22 protein-coding genes are annotated in these 23750 nt (G+C 58.7%); 10 read left to right on the forward strand and 12 right to left on the reverse strand.

What is annotated here, in order from left to right; genetic code table 11:
• Positions 1 to 14 precede the first annotated feature (14 nt).
• The 3 genes from HRR99_RS09820 to HRR99_RS09830 form a co-directional block, all read right to left on the reverse strand.
• Entirely contained in the window at positions 15 to 1433 is a 1419-nt protein-coding gene (locus tag HRR99_RS09820) for an FAD-binding oxidoreductase (RefSeq protein ID WP_233121454.1), read from the reverse strand.
• Positions 1434 to 1553: 120 nt separating this feature from the next.
• Positions 1554 to 4706 carry an efflux RND transporter permease subunit gene (locus tag HRR99_RS09825; RefSeq protein ID WP_233121455.1) on the reverse strand — a complete coding sequence of 1051 codons (3153 nt, stop codon included), beginning with the start codon at positions 4704 to 4706 and terminating at the stop codon, positions 1554 to 1556.
• Positions 4703 to 5857 carry an efflux RND transporter periplasmic adaptor subunit gene (locus HRR99_RS09830; protein WP_233121457.1) on the reverse strand — a complete coding sequence of 385 codons (1155 nt, stop codon included), beginning with the start codon at positions 5855 to 5857 and terminating at the stop codon, positions 4703 to 4705. The genes HRR99_RS09825 and HRR99_RS09830 overlap by 4 nt, the downstream gene beginning before the upstream one ends.
• Positions 5858 to 6105: 248 nt before the next feature.
• Here HRR99_RS09830 and HRR99_RS09835 point away from each other — a divergent pair, with 248 nt between their 5' ends.
• Both HRR99_RS09835 and HRR99_RS09840 read left to right on the forward strand, forming a co-directional pair.
• A complete protein-coding gene (locus HRR99_RS09835) occupies positions 6106 to 6519 on the forward strand; it encodes a carboxymuconolactone decarboxylase family protein (RefSeq protein ID WP_233121458.1) in 414 nt (137 codons plus the stop codon).
• Between the two features lie 94 nt (positions 6520 to 6613).
• Complete coding sequence (locus tag HRR99_RS09840; RefSeq protein ID WP_233121460.1) at positions 6614 to 9094, forward strand: ATP-dependent helicase; 2481 nt, start codon at positions 6614 to 6616, stop codon at positions 9092 to 9094.
• A gap of 87 nt (positions 9095 to 9181) precedes the next feature.
• Here HRR99_RS09840 and HRR99_RS23185 read toward each other — a convergent pair whose 3' ends face one another.
• Positions 9182 to 9313, reverse strand: coding sequence for a hypothetical protein (locus HRR99_RS23185; RefSeq protein WP_277877886.1), 132 nt, complete (start codon positions 9311 to 9313; stop codon positions 9182 to 9184).
• Between the two features lie 162 nt (positions 9314 to 9475).
• Between HRR99_RS23185 and HRR99_RS09845 the strand changes: the two genes are divergently transcribed.
• Together HRR99_RS09845 and HRR99_RS09850 are read left to right on the forward strand one after the other, a co-directional pair.
• Positions 9476 to 9958: a DMT family transporter gene (locus HRR99_RS09845; RefSeq protein ID WP_233121462.1), complete on the forward strand. Its 483-nt coding sequence runs from the start codon at positions 9476 to 9478 to the stop codon at positions 9956 to 9958.
• Positions 9955 to 10377 (forward strand): DMT family transporter, encoded by a 423-nt coding sequence (locus HRR99_RS09850; RefSeq protein WP_112498704.1) that lies wholly within the window; start codon positions 9955 to 9957, stop codon positions 10375 to 10377. Before HRR99_RS09845 ends, HRR99_RS09850 begins: the two co-directional genes overlap by 4 nt.
• Before the next feature lie 6 nt (positions 10378 to 10383).
• Here HRR99_RS09850 and HRR99_RS09855 read toward each other — a convergent pair whose 3' ends face one another.
• Positions 10384 to 11658 (reverse strand): DUF2778 domain-containing protein, encoded by a 1275-nt coding sequence (locus HRR99_RS09855; RefSeq protein WP_233121463.1) that lies wholly within the window; start codon positions 11656 to 11658, stop codon positions 10384 to 10386.
• Between the two features lie 442 nt (positions 11659 to 12100).
• Between HRR99_RS09855 and pncA the strand changes: the two genes are divergently transcribed.
• Positions 12101 to 12727 (forward strand): bifunctional nicotinamidase/pyrazinamidase, encoded by a 627-nt coding sequence (gene pncA, locus HRR99_RS09860; protein ID WP_233121465.1) that lies wholly within the window; start codon positions 12101 to 12103, stop codon positions 12725 to 12727.
• A 6-nt stretch (positions 12728 to 12733) separates the two neighbouring features.
• On the opposite strand, the gene HRR99_RS09865 is transcribed toward pncA, so the two are convergent.
• Positions 12734 to 12985 (reverse strand): DUF2164 domain-containing protein, encoded by a 252-nt coding sequence (locus tag HRR99_RS09865; RefSeq protein WP_233121466.1) that lies wholly within the window; start codon positions 12983 to 12985, stop codon positions 12734 to 12736.
• A 145-nt stretch (positions 12986 to 13130) separates the two neighbouring features.
• Here HRR99_RS09865 and HRR99_RS09870 point away from each other — a divergent pair, with 145 nt between their 5' ends.
• On the forward strand, positions 13131 to 13844 hold the full coding sequence (locus HRR99_RS09870; RefSeq protein WP_233121468.1) for an AzlC family ABC transporter permease: 714 nt from the start codon (positions 13131 to 13133) through the stop codon (positions 13842 to 13844).
• Complete coding sequence (locus HRR99_RS09875; RefSeq protein WP_422387260.1) at positions 13844 to 14158, forward strand: AzlD family protein; 315 nt, start codon at positions 13844 to 13846, stop codon at positions 14156 to 14158. Before HRR99_RS09870 ends, HRR99_RS09875 begins: the two co-directional genes overlap by 1 nt.
• On the opposite strand, the gene HRR99_RS09880 is transcribed toward HRR99_RS09875, so the two are convergent.
• Complete coding sequence (locus HRR99_RS09880) at positions 14148 to 15983, reverse strand: aminopeptidase P family protein (RefSeq protein WP_233123471.1); 1836 nt, start codon at positions 15981 to 15983, stop codon at positions 14148 to 14150. The genes HRR99_RS09875 and HRR99_RS09880 overlap by 11 nt on opposite strands.
• Positions 15984 to 16250: 267 nt before the next feature.
• On the opposite strand from HRR99_RS09880, the gene HRR99_RS09885 reads away from it, so the two are divergent.
• Entirely contained in the window at positions 16251 to 16427 is a 177-nt protein-coding gene (locus tag HRR99_RS09885) for a hypothetical protein (RefSeq protein WP_233121470.1), read from the forward strand.
• A 130-nt stretch (positions 16428 to 16557) separates the two neighbouring features.
• On the opposite strand, the gene HRR99_RS09890 is transcribed toward HRR99_RS09885, so the two are convergent.
• A complete protein-coding gene (locus HRR99_RS09890) occupies positions 16558 to 17436 on the reverse strand; it encodes a 50S ribosomal protein L11 methyltransferase (protein WP_233121471.1) in 879 nt (292 codons plus the stop codon).
• A 95-nt stretch (positions 17437 to 17531) separates the two neighbouring features.
• A complete protein-coding gene (locus tag HRR99_RS09895; protein ID WP_233121473.1) occupies positions 17532 to 18131 on the reverse strand; it encodes an SCO family protein in 600 nt (199 codons plus the stop codon).
• A gap of 482 nt (positions 18132 to 18613) precedes the next feature.
• Between HRR99_RS09895 and HRR99_RS09900 the strand changes: the two genes are divergently transcribed.
• Positions 18614 to 19081, forward strand: coding sequence for a chemotaxis protein CheW (locus HRR99_RS09900; protein ID WP_045228851.1), 468 nt, complete (start codon positions 18614 to 18616; stop codon positions 19079 to 19081).
• A 196-nt stretch (positions 19082 to 19277) separates the two neighbouring features.
• On the opposite strand, the gene HRR99_RS09905 is transcribed toward HRR99_RS09900, so the two are convergent.
• A complete protein-coding gene (locus HRR99_RS09905) occupies positions 19278 to 19763 on the reverse strand; it encodes a CreA family protein (protein WP_173997623.1) in 486 nt (161 codons plus the stop codon).
• Between the two features lie 65 nt (positions 19764 to 19828).
• Positions 19829 to 20419 carry a 3'-5' exonuclease gene (locus HRR99_RS09910; RefSeq protein ID WP_045228952.1) on the reverse strand — a complete coding sequence of 197 codons (591 nt, stop codon included), beginning with the start codon at positions 20417 to 20419 and terminating at the stop codon, positions 19829 to 19831.
• A 154-nt stretch (positions 20420 to 20573) separates the two neighbouring features.
• Between HRR99_RS09910 and HRR99_RS09915 the strand changes: the two genes are divergently transcribed.
• Positions 20574 to 21479, forward strand: coding sequence for a DMT family transporter (locus HRR99_RS09915; protein WP_233123472.1), 906 nt, complete (start codon positions 20574 to 20576; stop codon positions 21477 to 21479).
• Positions 21480 to 21500: 21 nt separating this feature from the next.
• Here the strand turns inward: HRR99_RS09915 and ligA are convergent, their stop codons facing one another.
• Positions 21501 to 23675 (reverse strand): NAD-dependent DNA ligase LigA, encoded by a 2175-nt coding sequence (gene ligA / locus HRR99_RS09920; RefSeq protein WP_233121474.1) that lies wholly within the window; start codon positions 23673 to 23675, stop codon positions 21501 to 21503.
• Positions 23676 to 23750: the final 75 nt, after the last annotated feature.

Consider the following 23750-nt stretch of genomic DNA (forward strand, 5'->3'; position numbering starts at 1 on the left):
ACCGCGAAGATTGCTCATACAGGATCTATCCGAAAAAGCTTACCCGGATTAAAGATATTATCGGGATCAAGTGACCGCTTGATGGCAATCATCACATCCAGTGCATTTCCCGCCTCTTCCGCCAGAAAGCTCATCTTGCCCTGCCCTATTCCGTGTTCGCCGGTACATGTGCCGTCCATGGCGATGGCCCGCCGGTTCAGCCGGGCAACGAAAGCCTCCGTGTTGGCGACACTCGTCGCGTCCTTGCCGTCGAACAGCACAAGCACGTGGAAGTTCCCGTCACCGGCATGACCGACGATCGGCGCAAGCATTTGGTTGTCGAGGATATCCTGCTGCGTCTGCGTCACGCATTCCGCAAAGCGTGAAATCGGCACGCAGACATCGGTAGACAGAACGTCCAGATGCGGAGCAAGCGCCTTGGACGCCCAATAGGCATCATGGCGCGCCTTCCACAGTTTCGCCCGCTCCTGCGCATCATTCGTCCAGCGGAAATCGGCGCTACCGCATTCCTGCGCAATCTCGGAAAACTGCTGGGATTGCAGCGCGGTGGTTTCCTCCGTGCCATGAAATTCCAGAAACAGCGTCGGCTTTTCTTCGTAGGACAGGCCTGAATAGGCGTTGCAGGCACGGATCTGCACCTCGTCCAGAAGCTCGATACGCGCCACGGGAATGCCCATCTGCACCGTCAAAATCACGGCATCACAGGCCGCCTTGATCGTATCGAAGGTGCAGACACCACCGGCAATCTTTTCCGGGATGCCCTGCAAGCGCAAAGTCACCGATGTGATAACGCCGAGCGTCCCTTCCGCCCCGACAAACAGGCGGGTCAGATCATATCCGGCAGAGGATTTGCGTGCGCGGCGGCCCGTGCTGATTTCCTCGCCATTGGCCGTAACGGCGGTCAAGGCAAGAACATTGTCCTTCATCGTGCCATAGCGCACGGCATTGGTGCCGGAAGCCCGCGTGGACGCCATGCCGCCTATGGACGCATTGGCACCGGGATCGATCGGGAAAAACAGGCCGGTGTCGCGCAGATAGGTGTTCAACTGCTCACGGGTCACGCCGGGCTCGACCGTCACGTCAAGGTCTTCGGCATTGACCGACAGAATGCGGTTCATGCGGCTGAAATCCAGCGAAATACCGCCGGAGGGCGCGTTGACCTGACCTTCCAGCGATGAGCCAACGCCGAAGGGAATGACGGGAACCTTGTGCTGCGCACAAGCCTTCACCACTGCCTTTACGTCGTCTGTCGTCTCGGCAAACACCACACCATCGGGCAACTGCGTTGTCAGATAGGTGGTGGTGTGGGAGTGCTGCTCGCGAAAGGACTGGCCGGTCTGAAGCTTGTCGCCAAGCTGCTGTTTCAGCAGATCGAGAACGGCGGAAATAGCAGCCTCGTCCTTCGTGCCAGACACCACATCCTTTAAAGCCATGTTCTTCTCCGCTGCCATGCAAACCCGGACTCACCCTCAAGGGCAAGTCCGGCTGGTATGTGACAGGTCTTTAGCTTTGTCCAGCACAGCCGTTTCGAGATGGGCGCCAGTGCTGGCACATTATTCCGCGGCCAGAAGCGGCTTGTCTTCCTCGATCGCCCGGCGGCGGATGGCCGTTTCCAGCTCGCGGTGAAGACGCACGTCTGCATCCGCCTGCGGCTTGGCAAACCGCGCGATCAGCAGGTAGGAGACCGGGGTGATGTAAAGCGTGATCAGCGTTGCAAAGCCAAGACCGCCGACGATGACCCAGCCCAGCGCGATACGGGCTTCCGCGCCTGCACCCTGCGCCAGAACCAGTGGAACGCCACCAAGAATGGTGGCGATCATCGTCATCATGACAGGGCGAAGGCGAATGCTGCATGCCTTTTCGATGGCTTCGCGAACGCTTGCACCCTGATCGCGCAGATGGTTGGCGAACTCAACGATCAGAATGCCGTTCTTCGCCATGACGCCCACCAGCAACACGAGGCCGATCTGGCTATAGACGTTGAGGCTGGAGCCGGTGACCAGCAGCGCAATGACGGCGCAGGCCAAGCCCAACGGCACCGTCGACATGATGATGACGGAGCTCAGCACACTTTCAAACTGTGCGGCCAGCACAAGGAAGATGATGGCGATGGCAAAGCCGAAGGTCAGCACCATGCCGCTCGAATTTTCCTGCAAGGTCGCAGCTTCGCCCAGAGGCAGAAGACGCGCGCCCGACGGCATGATGGACCCGGCCAGTTCATTGACCTTGGCCACGGCATCGCCCAGCGAAACACCTTCGCGAAGGTTCGCGGTAAAGCCGACGGAGGGTAGCTGCTGCTCACGATTGAGCTGCGGCGCAACAGCCGTCTCCTTCAGCGATGCTATGACCGACATCGGCACCATGCGACCGTCTTTGGCCTTGAGGAAGATGTTTTCGAGATCGGTTGGATCGTTGATCGGGCGCGTCGAGGAAAGAAGGCGCACGGGAACCGCATCGCCATCCACGAACACATCCAGCACGGAACGGCCTTCCAGCAGCGATTGCATGGCGGTCGAAAGGCCGGTGATATCGATGCCGAGATCGGATGCCCGCTCGCGGTCGATGGAAACGGACAATTGCGCCTGGTTCGGCTCGTTATCGAAACGCGGCGTATCGAACAGGCCGCTTTCTTCCATGGCCAGCAGAAGCTTCTGCGTGGATTCCGTCAGCGCCTGATAATTGGTGCCGATCATCGCCATGCTCAGACCATTGCCAGCGCCACGAATGCGAAGGCTGTTAGGCTGCGATGCTGTGGCACGCAGACCCGGCACCGTCTGCGCGGCCGCGTTGACGTCCTGCGCAATCTGGTTCTGGGTCCGCTCCCGGTCGGCCCACGGTGCCAGCGTCAGCACCACGAAGCCTGTGTTGGACGAACCGTTCATGCCGGTGATAGAATAGATATTCTGGATCTCGCCACTGTCACGCAGTGGCTGCAAATTTTCCTCGATCCGCTGCAACTGGTCGCGCGTATATTCAAGGCTCACGCCCTGCGGCGCAGTCACGCGCATCATCACCGACGAACGGTCTTCGCGCGGCGTCAGCTCGTTCTGTACCATGCCGAACGCGGCCCAGGACACCCCGGCAAAAGCAACTGCGACGATGACGACGATCAGCGGGTTGTTGAGGCAGGCGGAAAGCGAACTCTTATAGGTGGAGGCAAACAGGTTGCCGAACCACGCCAGCGGCCCGGTCTGTTCCTGTACGCCGTTTTTCAGCATGCGCGATGCCAGCATTGGGCAAAGGGTCAGCGCAACGATGGAAGACAGACCGACGGCAAAGGCCAGCACGAAGCCGAATTCTCTGAAAAGACCACCCAACTGACCGGGCAGGAAGGACAGCGGAATGAACACGGCGGCCAGCGTTGCTGTCGTCGCGATAACGGCGAAGAACACTTCCTGCGTGCCAAGCACGGCAGCAGCGCGCGGCCCCATGCCTTCCGCTCTGCGTCGTACGATGTTTTCGAGCACCACGATGGCGTCATCCACCACCAGACCAGTGGCCAGAACGATGGCGAGAAGCGTCAGAATATTGATCGAGAAGCCGACCATGTAGATCGCGACGATGGTACCAATCAGCGCGACCGGCATGGTAATGGCCGGAATGAGCGTCGCACGCCAATCGCGGAAGAACAGATACAGCACCACGACAACGATCAGTGCGGAAAGACCGAGCGCGAGCTGCACCTCGTGCAACGCACCTTCGATGAACACCGCGTCGTCGCTGGTGATAACGATGCGAGTGTTTTCTGGAAGGTTGGGTGCCATCGCAGCCACGGCGGCCTTCACACCCGTCGAGATGTTGAGCGTATTGGATTGCGCCTGACGGATAACGCCCAGGCCCACACCCTGCACGCCGTTGGAGCGCAGCGAGGTGGTTTCATCATCCGCACCCAGCATAACGCTGGCAACATCGCGCAGACGCACGCGGTCCTTGACGATGAGATTCTCGAATTCCGCAGGCGTGGTCAAGCTGGCTGTAGCGCGCACGACGATATCCTGCGTCGAACTTTTCAGAGAACCCGCCGGAACGTCCAGCGCCGCAGTGCCAAGCGCATTCGACACATCGGTGACGGTCAACCCGCGGCTGGCGAGCGCGCCCTGATCGAGATCGATGCGGAAAACCTTTTCCTGGTCGCCGTAAAGCTCCACGTCGGCCACGCCATCCACGGCGGCCAGACGGTCGATGATTTCATCGTCTACAAGCTTGGTCAGGTCTTCCATGCTGAGACTGGAGGACGTCACGGCCAGTCGCATGATCGGCTGGCTGTCGGAATCGGCCTTGATGATCTGCGGCTCGTCGGCATCGTCAGGCATCTGGTTGGTGATGCGGCCAATGGCATCGCGCACATCGTTGGACGCAACGGCGATATCGACGGTGTCGTTGAATTCCATCGTCACGCGGCTGGTGCCGAATTGCGAGGCGGAGGAAATGGTCTTCACACCGCTGACGCGGGCTACCGCGCCCTCGATGGTCTGCGTCACTTCCTGGTCGATGGTCTGCGGCGATGCACCGTCATAGGTCGTACGCACCGTGATTACGGGGCGGTCGACATCCGGCAATTCGCGCACATCTACGCCCACCAGTGCGGCCAGACCGGCGACAACCAGAAGCGTATTGATGACGGCAGCCAGAATGGGGCGTCGGACGAAGAGAGCCGTGAAAGCCAGTTTGGAATCGGTTCCGCTCGGCGGCGTCTGCGCTGTCATCGGCTGGCGACCTCCGGTGCTTTCTTCTGACCGGCGGTACGAACCGTTCCGCCCTCGCGCACGCGCTGCAAGCCTTCGATGACGACAGGATCATCCTGCGCCAACTCGGCCTTTACCAGCACGGAATCCGGGTTGCGCTGAACGACCTGAACACGAACCTTGTGCGATTTGTCATCCTTCACGCGCCACACATAGGAGCCTTCGCCATCCCACTGAACGGCCAGGGGATCGACGGAGGGGAAGTTTTCACCGGTAAAGCCCATCGTCACGGCAAAAGACATGCCTGCGCGCAGATCGTCATTGGCATTGTCGAACACGGCCCGGACGCGGACGGTACGGCTCGCCTCATCGACGCGGTTATCCACGGCTTCGACCTTGCCTTTGAAGGTTTCGCCAGGACGCGAAATCGACGTCGCCTCCACCGGCATGCCAATCTTGATGGCCGTCGTGAAACGTTCGGGCGCCCAGAAATTGACGAGGATTTTCGAGCGGTCGTCTATGCTGACGATGCTGGTCTGCGTCGTGGCGTTATCACCCACATTGATGGCGACGATACCGGCGATGCCATCGATCGGGGCCACGATATTGCGGCGCTTGAAATTCAGCTCAGCAGTGCTGACCGCAAGCTTCGCTGCCTCTTCGGCAATCTGCGCATCCAGCACATCCAGCCGGGCAACGGAACGCAGGTTGCGGTAGGAGGTCGATTTCTCGACAGCACTGCGCAGGGAAACCTGCGCCTTTTCTCGTTCGATCAGTTGCTCGTCATCGTCCAACCTTGCCAGCACATCGCCCTTTTTGACGCTCTGGCCAGATGATACGAGGATTTCCGAAATCAGACCGGATGCCTGCGGAGTGACCACCACGGACTGGATGGCCTCGCCATTGCCAATGGCGTTCATGCGGTCGTTGACGGTACCGGTCTTGACGGGTGCGATGGACACCAGCGTTGCGCTGTTGCCTCTTCCGCCGCCCTGCCCTCTTTGACCACCGCCAGCGGAAGCAGCACCGGCAGTTTGAGCTGCAGGTTGTTCGGCACTGATCAGCCCCGCTTTGGAAAGCATGATCCTGCCGTCTGCGGACATGTATGCCCATAGACAGACACCAGCACCGACCACAGCAAGACTGACACCAACCTGCTTCCAAACCTGCATACACGTCTCCGAATTGATACTCGTAACCGCTTCATTTGCATGGATTGCGGCCGCTTATAGATTGCGCGGCAGTATGTTTGCTTGCCAAAAACAACGCAACGCACAAATCCGTTTCTTACATAATTGTAATTTGCGACGTTTTCTAAAACAGCACGAACACATGGGTAATAATAATATAGCCTGTACTTGGTTGCCAGCGTCGCGCAAAGTTTCGCCGGGCGCGATCACACGTTGGAGGAGGAGCCACGATGAGTACCGTTTCAAAAGCACGAAACCCGGAAGCCGACCCGCGTGTCAAAGCGGTGTTCGACGATATCCGCACAACGCGAAAATCCGATTTCATCAACAATATGTGGCTCTATCTCGCCTTCGATCCCGATCTTCTGGAAAAGACGTGGGCTGAAGTCAAAGCCGTCATGGCCACGCCCTCGGCGCTCGATCCTGTCGTCAAGGAAATGCTCTACATAGCCGTATCCGTCACCAATGGCTGCTCCTACTGCGCCCATTCCCACACGGCAGCAGCGCAGGCGAAGGGCATGACGACGGAGCAGCATGCCGATTTGTTGCGCGTCATCTCGCTCGCCGCCAAGACCAACCAGTTGGCGACCGCACTACAACTTCCCGTAGACGCGGCCTTCGATGCGGACCAGAAACCCCTGTAAAAATGCCCCGCAATAGGCGTTTTGATGCTGAAAAGCGGAATAAAAGCAGAACACGGTTATGGCCTTTCCGCCCCGAATCACTACATTGGGCCGCATGAGCAATAGTTTCGACGATATGCCGTTCTTCGATGAAGAACCTTCAGAGCCACGCCGCCAGCCCGCAGCCCCACCCGCCGCAGGCGGTTTGGGCATTGCTGCGCAGGCCATGGCAGCCCGCGACAAGTCTCGTTCTGCGCCGGATTATCTGGCAGGTCTGAACCCGGAACAGCGCGAGGCCGTCGAAACTCTAGAAGGCCCGGTTCTGGTTCTGGCAGGTGCAGGAACCGGCAAGACGCGGGTGCTGACGACCCGTATCGCCCATATTCTCGCAACGGGCCGTGTCTACCCCAGCCAGATTCTTGCCGTGACCTTCACCAACAAGGCCGCACGCGAGATGAAGGAACGTATCGGCGTTCTCGTCGGCGGTGCCGTCGAAGGCATGCCGTGGCTCGGCACCTTCCACTCCATCGGCGTCAAACTGTTGCGCCGCCATGCGGAGATGATGGGCCTCAAGTCGGACTTTACCATTCTCGACACCGACGATGTGGTGCGGTTGATCAAGCAGCTCATTCAGGCCGAGGGTCTTGATGATAAGCGCTGGCCCGCCAAGCAGTTCGCAGGCATGATCGATGGCTGGAAAAACAAGGGCCTGACGCCGCCGGAAATCCCGGAAGGTGACAGCCGCGCTTTTGCAAACGGCAAGGGTCGTGAGCTTTACGCCGCCTATCAGGCTCGACTGAAGACGCTGAACGCCTGCGACTTCGGCGATCTGCTGCTGCACCCGATCACGATTTTCCGCAAGCATCCCGATATTCTCAAGGAGTATCATCAGAAATTCCGCTACATTCTGGTGGACGAGTATCAGGACACCAACACCTGCCAATATATGTGGCTTCGCCTGCTGGCCCAGCGCCCAAAGGGCGAGCCGCAGAATGTCTGCTGCGTGGGTGACGATGACCAGTCTATCTATGGCTGGCGCGGCGCGGAGGTGGACAACATCCTGCGCTTCGACAAGGATTTCGTCGGTGCCAAGGTCATCAAGCTGGAGCGCAACTATCGCTCCACCGAACACATTCTCGGTGCCGCCGGTCATCTGATCGCGCACAATGAAGGCCGTCTCGGCAAGACGCTGTTCACAGACCGTGTCGATCCGAACGACGAAAAGGTCGTGGTGCATGCCGCCTGGGATTCGGAAGAGGAAGCCCGCGCTGTCGGCGAGGAAATCGAGCAGTTACAGCGCATCAAGCACCCGCTGAACAACATGGCCATCCTTGTGCGCGCTTCGTTCCAGATGCGCGAATTCGAAGACCGCTTCGTAACCCTTGGCCTGAACTATCGCGTCATCGGCGGCCCGCGATTCTATGAACGCCTCGAAATCCGCGATGCCCTCGCCTATTTCCGCCTCGTCTGCCAGTCGGCTGACGATCTGGCGTTCGAGCGCATCATCAATACGCCAAAACGAGGCCTTGGCGACACAACGGTGCGCAACCTGCATGATTATGCCCGTGCGCGCGACATTCCTATGCTGGCCGCTGCCGCCGACATCATCGAAACCGATGAGCTGAAGCCGAAGGCGCGCAAGGCGCTGTTCGATGTGGTGCAGGATTTCCGGCGCTGGCAGGGCCTGCTGGAAAACACCGACCACACGGTTCTGGCCGAACAAATCCTCGATGAGAGCGGCTACACGGCCATGTGGCAGGCGGATAAAACCGCTGAAGGACCCGGCAGGCTTGAAAACCTGAAGGAACTCATCCGCTCCATGGAAGCCTATGAAAGCATGCGCGGCTTTCTGGAACACGTCGCGCTGGTCATGGATGCCGAACAAAACGCAGAGCTCGATGCAGTCTCAATCATGACGCTGCACTCGGCAAAGGGTCTGGAATTCGAAACAGTCTTCCTGCCCGGCTGGGAGGAAGGTCTTTTTCCGCATCAGCGTTCCCTCGATGAAGGTGGTCGCTCCGGGCTGGAAGAAGAACGTCGCCTCGCCTATGTCGGTATCACCCGCGCAAAGCGCCGCTGCCATATCTGGTTCGTATCCAACCGTCGCATTCACGGTCTGTGGCAATCCACCCTGCCATCCCGTTTTCTGGATGAGTTGCCTCCGTCTCACGTCGAAGTTTCGGCGTCGGAAACCAGCTACGGTGGCTACGGCGGGCGTGGCGGTTACGGCCAGTCGCGCTTCGATAAGGCCGATCCTTTCACCAATAATTATTCCACACCCGGCTGGAAACGTGCCCAAGCCAACAAATCCGACGCCACCCGTGACAATTGGGGTACTCGCTCCGGCCACTCGGTAGAGCGCATAGGCTACGGAGAAAGCGGTCCTAAAACGCGCACGATAGACGGCGAACTCGTCGCAAAATCCGTTGCCGACACACCGTCCAAATTCTCCGTCGGCGACCGCGTTTTTCACCTCAAATTCGGAAACGGCAATGTCGCAAGCGTCGAGGGTAACAAACTGACCATCGACTTCGACCGTGCCGGACAGAAAAAGGTGCTGGATGGGTTCGTGGAGCGGTCGGACAAATCTGCCTAATCGGCTGAAAGTCCTTGAAAATCGACACGCGAAAGCAAGCGCTTGCAATCCATGCGATGCGCTTGCTATGACCATAAAGGCCTGAAATTATTGTGCTATCGGCGTCTCACCTGGCGTAAAGCCAAGGAGATAAATGGCGGCGACGATGATTGCCAGAATGAAGATCGAGATGACGAAAAGAGTCATGCGGTTCAGTGGTTTGCGGGTCGTTTTTTTCATGGCCAGATAACCCGCTGGATGCCGGATTGGTTCCGATAAAATCCTGTCATGACCATCCATCAGCGAAATTCGATTTTGCATCACTACCACATCGGCTAGAAGGTTTCGCTCTCACTGGAAACGCTACAAGGCTGCCCTGCCGCCTTAAGTATTTGGTCGATCATGAACAACAGCACACCCATGCGTTCCAACCCGCTGCACCTTGCGGCGGCCTTTGCCAGTGGCGGTCTTTTGACGCTGATGGTGCACTTCAACGGCATGCTCGCCCATTTCGGCAACGCGCTGTTTTCCTCTTGGACAGCGCATGGCACCGGCACGGTCGCGGCGCTGATATATCTTGCCCTGCTCTACCGAAAACCTGCAGGCGAGAAAGTTCAAAAGCCTAAGGCACCGCTCTGGGCCTATTTTGGCGGCGTCTTTGGTGCTGCCATCGTGATGCTGACATCCACAGCAGTCAATTCGCCGCTAGCGCTTTCAGGCACTATCGCGCTTGGTCTGGGCGGTCAGGTCATCTTCAGTCTAGCTGCCGATCTCTGGGGCATGTTCGGCCTGCCGAAGCGCCGACCTGATCTGCGTGATATCAGCGCCATCGCGCTCATCTTAGGAGGAAGCGCGCTTATTATTCTGGTTGGGAGAGCCGCATGACGCTCTGGATTGCCATGGCCATTGCAGGCGGCGTTTTCGTTTCGCTCAGCCGCCAGATCAATGGTCGCCTCAGCCTGTCCAATTCGCCGCTGATTGCGTCGTTCTGGAACCATATCGTCGGCTTTGTGGTGCTGACGGTGCTGGGTCTGGGGCTTGGCGGATTGGTGCCTGCGGGTGCAGCGGATGCGCCGTGGTACGCCTTCATCGGTGGACCGATCGGGGTCGTTTTCATTGCCTCGGGCAGTTGGCTCATTCCGCGTATCGGCGCCATCAACACGGCACTTCTGGTCATCAGCGGTCAGATGGTGTCAGGCGTCGTACTGGATCTTTTCAGCGACCAGCCACCAAAACTATGGGCGAGCCTGCTTGGCATCCTGCTGATCCTGGCGGGAATGGCGCTGACGCAACGGCGCAAATAACTTGCGTCAGCTGTCTGTGCTGCGAGAGAACATGCCAAACAGCGTTTTTCCGCCGCTCTTGGAGCCACTTGCCGTCATTGCGGGACGACCGGAAAGCTTTGGCACGACCACGATGCGCTTGACCTCGCCCCGCTTGAACGCTGCCAGGAAGCGGGTGTAATCCTTGAACACCACGCAGCCGTTGGATTCACCGCGACGTGCCAGCATGTAGGTGTGGGCCAGAAGGCCATCGCGACCATGCGGCTTGATGCCGTTTTCCGGTGTCAGACGAATGGCCTCGACGCCGTGGAACAGCGATTCGCGCATCGTCAGGCGGTAGCTGGATGGTGGCGTGGCACCGCGCATTTTCACATGCACGAAGTCTGGATTGTCGCGCATCTTGCCGATACCGGAATGCGCTTCCAGCTTCTCACCGCCCGGCATGTGCACCACGCCAGCGGAGATATCGTAGATGGCGGTGCCATTGCCACGGTCTGGCCACGGCACGGCATCCATCTTGGTCTCGCGCATCGGATTATCAGGCCGCGCGAAGGCGACCATTGTATTGGTGGCAGGCGCCGCCGGTGCAGGCGTGCGGGTCGGAACGGGGGCAGCAGCAAGCTGCTTTTCCGCCAATGCCGGACTTGCAGGGCGCGGGGTTGGCTCCACATCCGCGGCGTCAGACATTTTCGGACGGAAGCTCGGCAACGGAACTGTTTCCGGCAACAGATCGATTTCGGCGTCGGCAGTCGTCTGCGGCTTGCCGAGCGCGACTTCGAATGCGGGATGTTCTTTCGCCTGCGTTTCCAGCATGGCGAGTTCCGGGTTTTCATCGGAACGACCCAGCGCAGAATCGACGATTGCCGATGGGCGCAGTGCGGCCAGCGCCTCGGCTGTCGCCCTGCCCTTCGCGTCCAGCGCAGTGCCAGCACCGAAACGGTCGGCAAAGGCCTTGGCACCAATGTGATGTTCGGCCGCGAGACGGATGCCCTTCTGGCTACCCTGTCCGTTTTCCGAAAGGCGGGAGAATTTGCGGATGTGAACGTTGCGCGCAACGGCATCGGTCGTTGCGTTTCCAAAGCGATCGAGACCCGACACCACCATGGTGTCGAAGTGCCCTACCCCGTGGGAAGCCTGCGCCATGCCGTGAAGCGAAGCGAAGGCCGTGATGGCGCAGACGCCAGCCAGAACGCCGCCGCCCAGAATGGCGGTGAGGCCGCTGAAGCCAGATGCTCCAGGCTTTTTTGTGCGGGAAGCGCTGCGAGCGCGCGCTGCTTTACAGGCCACGACAGGTGACGCCATGATACTCGATACTCGAACTGGTTACGCAAGACCGGAAAAATCCGGTCGTCGGGTGAACGCCACGAGCACTCTGCGAAAACGACGCAGGCCTCGGAGCTGACTGGTTCGAAGGATGCCGAATTATGGTAACCAAAGTCTTTACAAGTCCCCTGAAATCGAAGTTCTTTGAAGCTTGCATGCGTTTCTCTGGGCCAGGTACCGTTTTGCCACGCAATAAAATGCGAGGCTAGAGCGATGAAAATGGCGCGCCAGAGATTTCGATATGGATACTAAATGATTCTCCCCATCGACAACGCTCCCCTATATGCCGACTTCGCCGAAAATTGGCTACAATTGCGGCGACCTTGCGGCAGAATGGACTGCGAAGCCGTCGATATCAGCCTTTTAGCTTGATTCCGGGCATCTCACTTGTCATCTTGACGGCACGTTCGGAGGAAATACCATGAAGGCGCTGCTACTCATCGACATCCAGAACGGCTTTTGCCCTGGTGGCAACCTTGCCGTGGCAGGGGGTAATGACGTCGTGCCCATCGCCAACGCCCTGATCGATAATGGCGGCTACGACCTCATCGTCGCCTCGCAGGACTGGCACCCGGCAAATCATGGCAGCTTCGCCTCCCAGCACCCCGGCAAGCAGCCTTTCGACATGGGCGAACTCTCTGGCCAGCCGCAGGTCATGTGGCCAGACCACTGCGTGCAAGACACAGCCGATGCCGAATTCCACCCGGACCTCAACACGGAGGCCTTTGATTACGTACAGCAGAAAGGCGAAAATCCCGCAGTCGACAGCTACTCGGCCTTCCGCGACAACGACCAGTTCGCCACCACCGGCCTTGCGGATTATTTGCAGCGGCAGGGCGTCACCCAGCTGGATGTCTGCGGCCTGGCAACGGATTATTGCGTGAGCTTTTCCGTGCTGGACGCGCTGGAGATGTTGCCCGAGGTGAAGGTCCGCTTCATCGAAGATGCAAGCCGCGGCATAGACTCCGAAGGCATCCGAAAGGCCATCGCGACCATGCGCGACAAGGGCGTCGCTATTATCAACAGCAACGACGTCTTGGGTGTCTGAGGCCCGTTACCGGCGCGGCGGATGCCGTTCCAGCACGTCGATATCGGCTGCCGCATCTTCCATCCGTCGCAGAATGGCGGCGTGGGCATCCAGCAGGCCTTGATTATAAAAGAACGGCCCAAGGATTTCTCCTAGCCGTTCGACCAGCATCTCGGCCTGAAGTGCGCCGATGTCGATGTCCAGTTCCTCGGCCAGAAATGCACGGGTGGCGGATATCATCTCCGCCTTCTGCTGCTTTTCGATCACCAGATCCTTCATCACCGTCTCCCTCAACCGCTCCACCGTAAGGCAAGGTTCAACAAATTCAATCAAACCATTCCTTAAATTTGTTTGTGTTGAAAAACGTCACGCGGTACGAGCGGCACTCATAGAATGTCTTTCCGGCACAGGACCGGTTTATCCCATGATCCATGCAACATTTCAGTCCGGCATCCGCCTCGGATTGCCCGTCGCCCTCGCCGTTTTTCCCTTCGGCGCGCTGTTCGGTGCCGTCGCTATCGATAATGGCCTCACCATTTACGAGGCAACGCTAATGAGCGGCGTGATCTATGCGGGCGCAAGCCAGCTGGTCGGCATAGAGCTGTTCAATCAGAACCTGCCGGCATGGCTGGTGGTGCTGTCCATCTTCGCCGTCAATTTCCGGCATATTCTCTACTCGGCAGCCATGGTGCGCATCGTGCCGGAATGGTCCTTCGCCAAGAAAGCCTTTGGCTTCTTTTTCCTGGTCGATCCGCAATTTGCCGAATCCGTGCGGCTGAAGGAGACCAATGGAAGCGTCAACTTCGCCTGTTATATGGGATACGCCGTCATCGTCTACGTGCTGTGGATGGTATCGACGGTGCTCGGCGCCTCACTCGGCAACCTCATCGGCGATCCCAAGGCCGCTGGGCTGGATGTGCTTCTGCCCATCTATTTCATGGGCATGGTTCTTGGCTTTCGCAAGCGCGCCAGCTTCTATCCCGTCATGCTGGCCAGCGCCGTGGGCGCCATCGCCGCCTATCATTTCGTCGGTTCGCCCTGGCATGTCAGCATCGGCGCGGCGACAGGCATTCTGCTCGCCGTCATTCTTCCGCCTGCAAAAACCGATGACAGCGTGACCAAAGTGGAGGCCGTGTGATGGGCGCGATGTTCGACTTGCAGACGCTGATCATCATCTTTGCGGGTGCTGTGGCGACCTATTTTACTCGCGTCGGCGGCTATGTGCTGATGACGCGCATGAAGACCATCCCTCCCCGTGTAGAGGCCGGTCTCAACGCCGTTCCCGTAGCGGTGCTGACGACGCTGGTCGCACCCGCCTTTTTCGAAGGCGGATACGAGGTCAAGCTTGGCATGATCTTCGCGCTCATCGTCGGATTGCGCTTTCCCGGCCTGATCATGCTGGTATCAGGCTGGGCGCTTGTCGTGGCGATGCGCTATTTTTCTATCGCTTGATTTCGGCGGTAGCGGCAACCAGCCACTGCTGAACATCGGCATCTGATATCAGCGGCATCAGCTTTTCGCGAACCTGCGCGTGATAGCTGTTCAGCCACGCCAACTCCTCTTCCGTCAGCAGCGAAACGACGATCAGGCGTCGGTCCACCGGGCACCAGGTCAGCGTCTCGAATGAAAGCATCGGCAGGTCACCGCCTTCGACAGGCTCTGCCTCGCGAACGTGAACGAGGTTTTCGATTCGGATGCCGAATGCGCCGGGCCGGTAATATCCCGGCTCGTTCGACAGGATCATGCCCGGCAGCAGCTCCTGCTGCGACACGCGCGAGATACGCTGCGGCCCCTCATGCACCGAAAGATAGGAGCCGACGCCGTGGCCCGTGCCATGGGCAAAGTCCGCTCCAGCTTTCCACAGCGCAATGCGCGCCAGAGGATCGAGATCGCACCCGCGTGTACCCTTAGGGAAACGCGCAAGACTGATGGCAATGAAGCCCTTGAGCACCAGCGTGAAGAACCGCTTCTGCTCCTCGGGCACATTGCCGATGGCCACGGTGCGGGTGATATCCGTCGTGCCGTTGATGTATTGCGCACCTGAATCGATCAGGAACATTTCGCCGTCATTGATGCGGCGGTCGCTCTGCGTCGTTACGCGATAGTGCATGATCGCCGCGTTTTCACCCGCACCGGAAATCGTATCGAACGAGATGTCCTTAAGCGGGTTCTGCATGGTCTGGCCAACCCGCGCGCGTGCAGCTTCCAGCGCCTCCACGGCCTTGATTTCGGTGAGCGAACCCGGCTGCTGGCCATCCAGCCACGCCAGAAACTCCACCATGGCGGCACCGTCCTGCACGTGGGCTGCGGCAGAACCGGCAATCTCGGCTTCGTTCTTGCAGGCTCGCGGCAGCTTGACCGGGTCCGGTGCGGTCACCACCGCGCCGCCAGCCTCGGTAATGGACAATGTCAGCGCAACCGGTGTGACATCTGTATCGGCCAGAATGCGCCCGGCAGCGCTGGCGATGGCGTGCAGACGCGCGGCAATTTCAGTGGGCGCCAACAGCGTGGCGAGGGGCGCGAGATAGGCACCCACTTCATCGCCCACCTTGCGTTCGTCCACAAACAGATCGGCCTTGCCGTCGGCGTAGATGATGGCGCGCGCCAGTGGATGCGGTGTGTGCGGCACGTCATTGCCACGAATGTTGAAAATCCAGGCGATCGACGATGGATCAGTCACCAGAACGGCCTGCGCCTTGCGCGCCGACACGATCTCGCCAATCGTCGCAATTTTTGCCGTGGCCGGAATGCCGGTCACATTGTCAGGCTGGAGAATGACAGGCTCGAGCGGTTCTGCCGGGCGGCCTTCCCACAGGGGATCAAGCGGATTGCTCTCCAACAGAACGACCGAACCGCCCTTTTCGGACAAAGCCGTCTCGAAACGCGTCACTTCCGCGCCGGTGTGCAGCCAGGGGTCGATGCCGAGGCGGAAGCCATCAGGCGCATGATCCGCCAGCCACTTGGCAGGCGGCGCCCCCACCAGATCGCCACCGGTAAACACGGCCGGGTCGACCTGCGAGGCAAGCTGGGTGGTATAGCGGCCATCCACGAAGACGATAGCCTGAGTGCGTGTGACCAGCACAACCCCGGCAGAACCTGTGAAGCCCGTCAGCCAAGCCAGTCGCTCAGCCGATTCGGGAACATATTCGCCCTGATATTCATCGGCGCGCGGCACCAGAAAGCCATCGATGTCGAGTGTATCGAATGTTGCACGCAGCGCCTCGACGCGGGTCTTGCCAAACTGCGGGGTGGATTTGTTTTCGAAGGACTGAAACATGAACTGCTTTCCGAACTGCTGGATTTCACAGGGACCATAGCCCGCCAGCATTGCGATGGTCCAGATGAAAGCGGCAGAAGCCGAAGAGCAGATATTTTCCGCACAGATATTGAGCATTGCACAGGAGAAACCGGTGACCTTATGACTAAGACATGCGACAGATGCATGCCTCCATTGTCGATACCCTCCTAACTCAAGGCAAACATTCGGCCTATATAGATAGCACCACAAGGGCAACGGAAAGCCCAAGGGATAAGGACCAAAGCAATGGCAAATTCGTTTTTTCGCAACGCATACGACCGGGTTGTTGAAGCACGCGCCCGCAAAGCAGACCGCTATGTCAGCCGCGCATTGCTCAGCCTCGACGACTCCACGCTGGCTGCCATCGGTAGAAACCGTGCCGAACTGAGCAGCAAGGCAAAGGGCAGCTACTCCTACTGGTAATCGCCGCAACGGCGCTTCTCGAAGCACCCATAAAATGACCGCTTGAGCTTCTCCTCCCAAAGCTCGCGGGTTCGGTCATCAAGACCGATCGAAAAGGCGGCGCGCAAGCGTCGCCTTTTTCGTTTGCTTATCAGTCGCGACGCAGATGGATCGTGACCCAGCCATTGCGCCAGATGGTTCTGACGTGGCTGAGGTGCATGCCGTTATAGGCCGACAGCACCTTCCAGCGTTGCGACGCCAGAATGCCGGACAGGATGACGGTGCCGCCGGGTGCCAGATGCGTCACCAGTTGCGGCGCCATCTTGATCAGCGGACGCGCCAGAATGTTGGCGATGATGAGGTCGAAAGGTCCGTGCTTGCGGAAGGAATCGGAATGAAAGCCGGGTGCCGTTTCCAGCGCCATGCCGGAGACGATGCCGTTCAGGCGCGCATTTTCCTTCGCGACCTTGATGGCGACGGGATCGATATCTGTTGCCAGAACCGGCACCGGGCGCATCTTGGCAACCGCGATGGCGAGAACACCACTGCCGGTTCCAAGGTCCAGTGCGTTGCGAATAGTCCGCGCGCGCAGCACCTGCTCGATCATTTCCAGGCAGCCAGCAGTGGTGCCATGGTGACCGGTACCGAAGGCCTGACCGGCCTCGATTTCGATGGCGATGTCGTTGATCCGAACCTTGTCCCGGTCATGCGAGCCGTGGACGATGAACCGCCCTGCCCGCACGGGCTTCAAACCTTCCAGCGACTTGGCAATCCAGTCGACATCGGGAATGACTTCGCGTTCGAGCTTGAGATCAGGGAACGGGACGTTCAGCGCATCTTCGACGCGTTCGCGGGTCTCTTCCTCATCGGCCATCAGCAGATAGACCGAGGCCTCCCAGATATCGCGCTTCTCATCCACCTCGGTCGTGGCAATCGCCACATCCTCTTCGCCGAAGACCTCAGACAGCAGGTCCAGCACTTCGCCAGCCTGAACTTCAGTGGTGGTCACAAAAAGACGAATTTCGCTCACGGCTCACGCTTTCTACAGATAGGTTACAGCCGTCAGCCTTTGCCATAAATCTCCAGCCAGTCCAATGCGGCAAGAGCGAGATTATGCGTCGGCGATCAGGTCTTCGTCAGATTTTGCAGTTTCTGCACCGCCGTATCGGGATTTTCGCCGTAGGCAATGGTTCCGGCGAAGCGTCCCTTTGCGTCGAGCAGAATGACAGAGGCGGTATGATCCATGGTGTATTCGCCGCTCGGGTCCTTGTCGTCCACCGGCACCTTCTTGGCGTAGATGCGGTAACCCTTCAACGTCTCGGCAATCTTATCCGGCACGCCGGTGATGCCGGTGATGCGCTTGGAGACATTGGAGATGTACTGGTTGAGAATTTCAGGCGTATCGCGCTCAGGATCGACCGAGACGAAATAGGCCTGCATCTTGTCGCCTGCCGGATCGACCTTCTCCATCCAGCCATTCAACTCGAACAAGGTGGTGGGGCAGACTTCCGGGCAATGGGTAAAGCCGAAAAACAGCGCGGTCGGCTTGCCCTGAAAGGCTTTTTCGGTAATTGGCTGGCCGTTTTGCGCAACCAGCTGGAAAGGCGTGCCGTAGACTTCCTCGACCATCTGGTCGCGGCTCTTGGTCAGTTCCATCGTTAGCCAGGCCATAACGCCCATCAACACGACCACGGCACCCCAAAGCGCAATGCGAAAATTTTTCATGCCATTCCCCGATCAGCACAGAACCAGCCTATGCGCCGCTTCTATCTCACGCTGCCGCCTGTCTGCAATTCAAGAAGAGGGTGATCGCGGCCAATGCGCTGATTTGTCTCAAAAGCACCAGGCGATGCCGCTTTGCACGGAAGACAGGAAAATATCCGTGCCATGCCGTATCCAGCCCTGAAACGTGACGATGGCAAGCAACAACGCACCGCAGGTAGCGGCGGCAATGCCAAGCATTTTTACGGGACTGGCGAGTAACTCTCTCATCTCACAAATATACTCGCAAAAAAGCCAGCGTGAAACAACGATGATGTGATGTTTAAAGCCTGCCGTTAGGAAAAGTTAAATGGTTTTTGCGCATGATCATCGCCAGCGGTCCGCATAAGCGCACGACATGACGTCACCGGGACATTGGTCCGACACCGCATTATGTTCCAAACCACATTCGGCCAGCCAAGAGAGCCGTCAGGAAAAGTGCGACCATGTCGAACGCCATCAAACAATCCGGCGCATATCTGGAAATCGTGTCCTTTCATCTCGGCGATCAGGAATTCTGCATCGACATCATGGCGATCCGCGAAATTCGCGGTTGGGCGCCGGTGACACCGATGCCACACACACCGCCTTACGTTCTCGGCCTCATCAACCTTCGCGGCGCAGTTATTCCCGTCATCGACATGGCATGCCGTCTGGGCATGAAGATGACCGAACCATCCGAGCGCTCCGCCATCATCGTCACCGACATCGGCGGCAAGTTGGTCGGCCTTCTGGTCGAACAGGTCTCCGACATGATGACCATCAAATCCGAAGACCTTCAGCCAGCACCTGAAATCATCCCCGAAGAGCAGCGCAACTTCTGCCGCGGCATCGTGGCACTGGAAAAGAGCATGGTCTGCTTCCTCAACCTCGACACCGTCATCGCCGACGAGCTTTCGCGCGAAGCCGCTTGAGGCCAAATACAGTTCACGAACGCGAACGGCGGGCCTAAAGCTCGCCGTTTTGACGTTTAACGACCACCTCTCCTCCGTCATACCGGGCCTGACCCGGTATCCAGTGACCGCGCGTCTGCGCGGTCAAAAGACTCTTTAGCGCCGCAGACGCGGCGCTGCTGGATTCCGGCTCAAGGCCGGAATGACGGAAGAGAACTCAAGGCTTGCCCTTCGCCCACGTCACCGTCTGCCCATAAAGCGGCACCGTGGAAATCGCCATCTTGGCGGAACCATCCGTCAATTCGCGGGTGTGAACGAGGTAGACCAGCGTGTCGTTGGCCTTGTCGTAAATCCGGTTAACGACCATCTTCTTCCAAACGAGCGACATACCCTGCCGGAAGACTTCCTCGCCCTCCTTGTCCAGGTCGATATCGCCCACCTCGACCGGACCGGTCTGGCTGCAGGAAATCGCGTTGTTGGAAGGGTCTTCGAACCAGTTGCCGTTTTTCAAACGGTCAATCACACCACGGTCGAAATAGGTAACGTGGCAGGTCACGCCCTTGACCTTGGGATCTGCGATGGCCTCGACCACGATGTCGTTGCCGGTCCAGTCCACACCGACCTTGCCAACAACCTGCGCAACTGCGGCAACCGGCAACAGGGCAAGGCCCGCAACCACCAGAGAACGAAACGCTTTAGCCATAACCCAAACCCTCACATGAACTGCCATAGAGATAGGTCTGCGCAGGCGTACAACAAGACGTGATATCAGCGTTTTCTCATGGTGCAGGGCGCGTAGCCTGTGGCGTGTAGCCGCCCGGCCACCATGCCGATCTTTTCGGGGATGTGGTGGATGTGCTCGACGGCAAGCGCTTTGGCCGCCGCAATCGATGCCGCCGCGCAGACAACGGCGTCTTCGGCAGCATTGTGGTGCACGAAGCGCAATTGCAGATGGTGAGCAATGATATTGAGCTTGTGCGATGGCAGCGACGGCCAGACGCGTTGCGACATCTTCACGCTGCAAAAATAGGAAAGCTGCGGATAGCTCTGGCGATACTTATCGAAACTCGCCCGCATGACGCTGAAATCGAAGGCCGCGTTGTGCGCAATCATCGTCGAATCGCGGAGATCATCGATGAACTCGTCCATCACCTCGGGAAATTCCGGCGCGTCTTCCACGTCGCCGGGTCTAATGCCGTGGATGGCAACGTTGAACGGGGAAAACCGCATATCCCTCGGGCGGATCAACCGCTCTTCCACCCGCACGATCCGTCCATCCTCGATCCACGCCAATCCAACGGAGCAAGCGCTGCCACGCTCTTCATTGGCGGTTTCAAAATCGATGGCGATGGTCTTCAAGTGGTGATTCCCGTTTGCTCTTTGCACGGCATAAAGCAAACAGACGCGAAAATGAACTGCCCACAGGAATCGGGTGGTCACGCGCATGTGAGCGGATTACACAAAAGCCAGAATAAATGGCGAGGGGACATCGAACGTGGCCGTGCATAAACAGATGAATGCGAGTGAATGGGCATTGCTGGTTGCCTTGTCGATCCTGTGGGGCGGATCGTTCTTCTTCGTCGGCATCGCGGTGAAAGAACTCCCGCCCGTCACCATCGTGACATTGCGCGTCTCGATCGCAGCACTTGCCCTGCTCACCGTCTGCCGCATTATGGGCTATCGCATGCCCAAAGCGCCCCAGGTGTTGCGCGCCTTCTTCGGCATGGGTCTGCTCAACAACATCATTCCCTTCTGCCTCATCGTCTGGGGCCAGACCCATATCGCCAGCGGCGTCGCCTCCATTCTCAACGCCACCACACCGCTTTTCACCGTCATCGTTGCACATCTGCTGACGAACGATGAAAAGCTGACCATCAACAAGCTGGCAGGCATCATCATCGGTTTCGCCGGTGTCGCCACCATGATCGGCCCGGCGGCACTGACCGGCGAAAGCTCCAGCCTCTGGGGCCAACTCGCCATTCTCGGCGCGGCAATCTCCTACGCCTTCGCCGGTATCTTCGGCCGTCGCTTCAAAACCATGGGCGTACCACCGCTCGTCACCGCCACCGGGCAGATTTCCGCATCCTCCATCATGCTCATTCCGCTGGCCCTCATCATCGACCAGCCGTGGTCGCTCGCCATGCCAAGCGGCGAAGTCTGGGCCGCCCTGCTCGGCATCGCCCTCCTCTCCACAGCCCTCGCCTACCTCATCTTCTTCCGCATCCTCTCCTCAGCAGGCGCCACGAACCTGGCGCTTGTCACCTTCCTCATCCCTGTCAGCGCCATTCTGCTGGGCTCTCTTGTGCTGGGCGAACAGTTGGAAGCGAAACATTTCATCGGCATTGCAATGATAGCTGGTGGATTGGTCGCGATTGATGGGCGGGTGTTTCGCAAAAAAATATCCGAGAAGGTGCTGTAACGGCTGCAGGATAAATCGAAGCTACCCCGCAATCAGCGCCAGCCACTCATCCTCATCCATCGTCTGCACGCCAAGCTCTCGCGCCTTGTCCAGCTTGGAGCCCGCACCCGGTCCGGCCACCACGTAGTCCGTCTTTTTGGACACGGAACCAGCCACCTTGGCACCGAGGCTTTCGGCACGGGCCTTTGCTTCGTCGCGGGTGAATTTCACAAGTGAACCTGTGAAGACTACCGTTTTGCCTGCCACCGGGCTGCCGTCCGTCGTCGGCTGTTCGGCTTCCTTCGGGCGCAGCTCTTTCATCAGCCGGTCGATGACGTCGAGGTTACGTGGCTCCTTGTAGAACTCCACGATGGCCCGGGCCACGACTTCGCCAATGCCGTCGATGCTGTTGAGCTCGTTCCAGGCATCACCGGTCACGTCAGCGGCGGCCTTCATCGCTTCTTCGAAATGCTGATAGGTGCCATAGCTGCGCGCCAGCAGTTTCGCCGTCGTCTCGCCCACATGGCGGATGCCGAGCGCGAAGATCAGCCTGTTAAGGTCGATCTCACGGCGCGCATCAATGGCGTCGAACAGCTTCTTGACGCTGGTCTTGCCGAAGCCGTCTATGTTCTCAAGCTTTGTGAGGTGCGAATCTTCCTGCCGCTTTTTCAGTGTGAAGATGTCAGGTGCGGTTTTCACCGAAAGGGCCGGATCTTCGCTTTCGAAGAAGAAATCGATCTGCTTGGTGCCGAGACCTTCAATATCGAAGGCGTTGCGCGAGACGAAATGCTTGAGATGCTCCATCGCCTGCGCACGGCACACGAAACCACCGGTGCAGCGGGTCACCGAATCCAGCTTGCCGGTTTTCTCATTGCGCTCACGCACGGCGTGACTGCCGCAGACCGGGCATTTCCTAGGGAACTCATAGGCCACTGAATCCGCCGCCCGCTTTTCCAGCAGAACATCCAGCACCTGCGGAATGACATCCCCCGCCCGCTGCACAATAACCGTATCACCCACGCGGATATCGTGATCCTCGGGGCGAATGCGCTCGCCATTATTGCCAATGCCTTCGATGTAATCGGCATTGTGCAGCGTGGCGTTGGTGACGACGACACCGCCGACCGTGATCGGCGTCAGCCGCGCAACCGGCGTCAAGGCACCGGTGCGGCCAACCTGTATCTCGATCTTTTCGACAGTCGTGAAAGCCTGTTCCGCCGGGAACTTATGCGCGGTCGCCCAGCGCGGGCTGCGGGATCGGAAGCCAAGGCGTTCCTGCAAATCCAGACGGTCGACCTTGTAGACAACGCCATCGATATCGTAATCGAGATCAGGTCTCGCGATGCCGATTTCCTGATAGTGTTCAATCAGTTGCTGGGCGGAAGTGAATCGCTTCATGAAGGGGTTCACCGGAAAGCCCCATTCCCTGAATTTTTCCACGATGCCGAATTGCGTATCGGCAATGCGCGTCGGCTGGCCGCCATCGGATACCTCACCCAAGGCATAGGCGAAGAAACGCAGCTTGCGCTTGGCTGTCACAGTCGCATCCAACTGCCGCAGCGAGCCGGAGGCCGTGTTGCGCGGGTTGACGTAGGTCTGCTTGCCCTCGGCTTCCATCTGCGCGTTCAGTGCCAGAAAATCGCTCTTGGCCATATAGACCTCACCGCGCACCTCCACCACGTCAGGCACGCCCTTGGGCAAGCTGTTAGGGATTTCCGTGATGGTCAGGATATTGGCGGTCACGTTCTCGCCCGTCGTGCCATCGCCACGGGTCGCCGCCGTTTTCAGCTTGCCGTTCTCGTAGCGGATCGACATCGAGAGGCCGTCGATCTTCGGCTCCGCGGTAAAGGCAATCGAATCATCCGGCAGGTTGCCGAGGAAGCGATAGACCGATGCCACGAAGTCCTGCACGTCTTCATCGGAAAACGCATTGCCGAGCGACAGCATGGGCCGCGCATGGACGATGGGCGCGAAGGTAGGCAGAGGCGCAAAGCCGACTTTCTTCGATGGGCTGTCCGCCCTGACAAGATCGGGGAACGCCGCCTCGATGGCGTCGTTGCGGCGCTTCAGCGCATCATATTCGGCGTCCGATACTTCAGGCGCATCATTGCCGTGATAGAGCGCATCATGCCTCGCAAGCTCTGCTGCCAGAAAGGCAAGCTCGGCAGACGCCTCAAGCTCGGACAGTTTTTCAACAGGGGTCTGGTCTTGGGACATGGGGCTCGCCTCGTGCAGGAATCGAAGTTGTTTTTAACGCAGCCTGCCCACTTTTCAACGCCAAGCTTTCGCGTA

The organism is Agrobacterium vaccinii, from assembly GCF_021310995.1.
Taxonomy (GTDB): domain Bacteria; phylum Pseudomonadota; class Alphaproteobacteria; order Rhizobiales; family Rhizobiaceae; genus Agrobacterium; species Agrobacterium vaccinii.

Coding starts and splice junctions, on each gene's coding strand:
- HRR99_RS09820 (WP_233121454.1), bottom strand. CDS start 1,433: ATGGCTTTAAAGGATGTGGTGTCTGGCACGAAGGACGAGGCTGCTATT.
- HRR99_RS09825 (WP_233121455.1), bottom strand. CDS start 4,706: ATGACAGCGCAGACGCCGCCGAGCGGAACCGATTCCAAACTGGCTTTC.
- HRR99_RS09830 (WP_233121457.1), bottom strand. CDS start 5,857: ATGCAGGTTTGGAAGCAGGTTGGTGTCAGTCTTGCTGTGGTCGGTGCT.
- HRR99_RS09835 (WP_233121458.1), top strand. CDS start 6,106: ATGAGTACCGTTTCAAAAGCACGAAACCCGGAAGCCGACCCGCGTGTC.
- HRR99_RS09840 (WP_233121460.1), top strand. CDS start 6,614: ATGAGCAATAGTTTCGACGATATGCCGTTCTTCGATGAAGAACCTTCA.
- HRR99_RS23185 (WP_277877886.1), bottom strand. CDS start 9,313: ATGAAAAAAACGACCCGCAAACCACTGAACCGCATGACTCTTTTCGTC.
- HRR99_RS09845 (WP_233121462.1), top strand. CDS start 9,476: ATGAACAACAGCACACCCATGCGTTCCAACCCGCTGCACCTTGCGGCG.
- HRR99_RS09850 (WP_112498704.1), top strand. CDS start 9,955: ATGACGCTCTGGATTGCCATGGCCATTGCAGGCGGCGTTTTCGTTTCG.
- HRR99_RS09855 (WP_233121463.1), bottom strand. CDS start 11,658: ATGGCGTCACCTGTCGTGGCCTGTAAAGCAGCGCGCGCTCGCAGCGCT.
- pncA (WP_233121465.1), top strand. CDS start 12,101: ATGAAGGCGCTGCTACTCATCGACATCCAGAACGGCTTTTGCCCTGGT.
- HRR99_RS09865 (WP_233121466.1), bottom strand. CDS start 12,985: ATGAAGGATCTGGTGATCGAAAAGCAGCAGAAGGCGGAGATGATATCC.
- HRR99_RS09870 (WP_233121468.1), top strand. CDS start 13,131: ATGATCCATGCAACATTTCAGTCCGGCATCCGCCTCGGATTGCCCGTC.
- HRR99_RS09875 (WP_422387260.1), top strand. CDS start 13,844: ATGGGCGCGATGTTCGACTTGCAGACGCTGATCATCATCTTTGCGGGT.
- HRR99_RS09880 (WP_233123471.1), bottom strand. CDS start 15,983: ATGTTTCAGTCCTTCGAAAACAAATCCACCCCGCAGTTTGGCAAGACC.
- HRR99_RS09885 (WP_233121470.1), top strand. CDS start 16,251: ATGGCAAATTCGTTTTTTCGCAACGCATACGACCGGGTTGTTGAAGCA.
- HRR99_RS09895 (WP_233121473.1), bottom strand. CDS start 18,131: ATGAAAAATTTTCGCATTGCGCTTTGGGGTGCCGTGGTCGTGTTGATG.
- HRR99_RS09900 (WP_045228851.1), top strand. CDS start 18,614: ATGTCGAACGCCATCAAACAATCCGGCGCATATCTGGAAATCGTGTCC.
- HRR99_RS09905 (WP_173997623.1), bottom strand. CDS start 19,763: ATGGCTAAAGCGTTTCGTTCTCTGGTGGTTGCGGGCCTTGCCCTGTTG.
- HRR99_RS09915 (WP_233123472.1), top strand. CDS start 20,574: ATGAATGCGAGTGAATGGGCATTGCTGGTTGCCTTGTCGATCCTGTGG.
- ligA (WP_233121474.1), bottom strand. CDS start 23,675: ATGTCCCAAGACCAGACCCCTGTTGAAAAACTGTCCGAGCTTGAGGCG.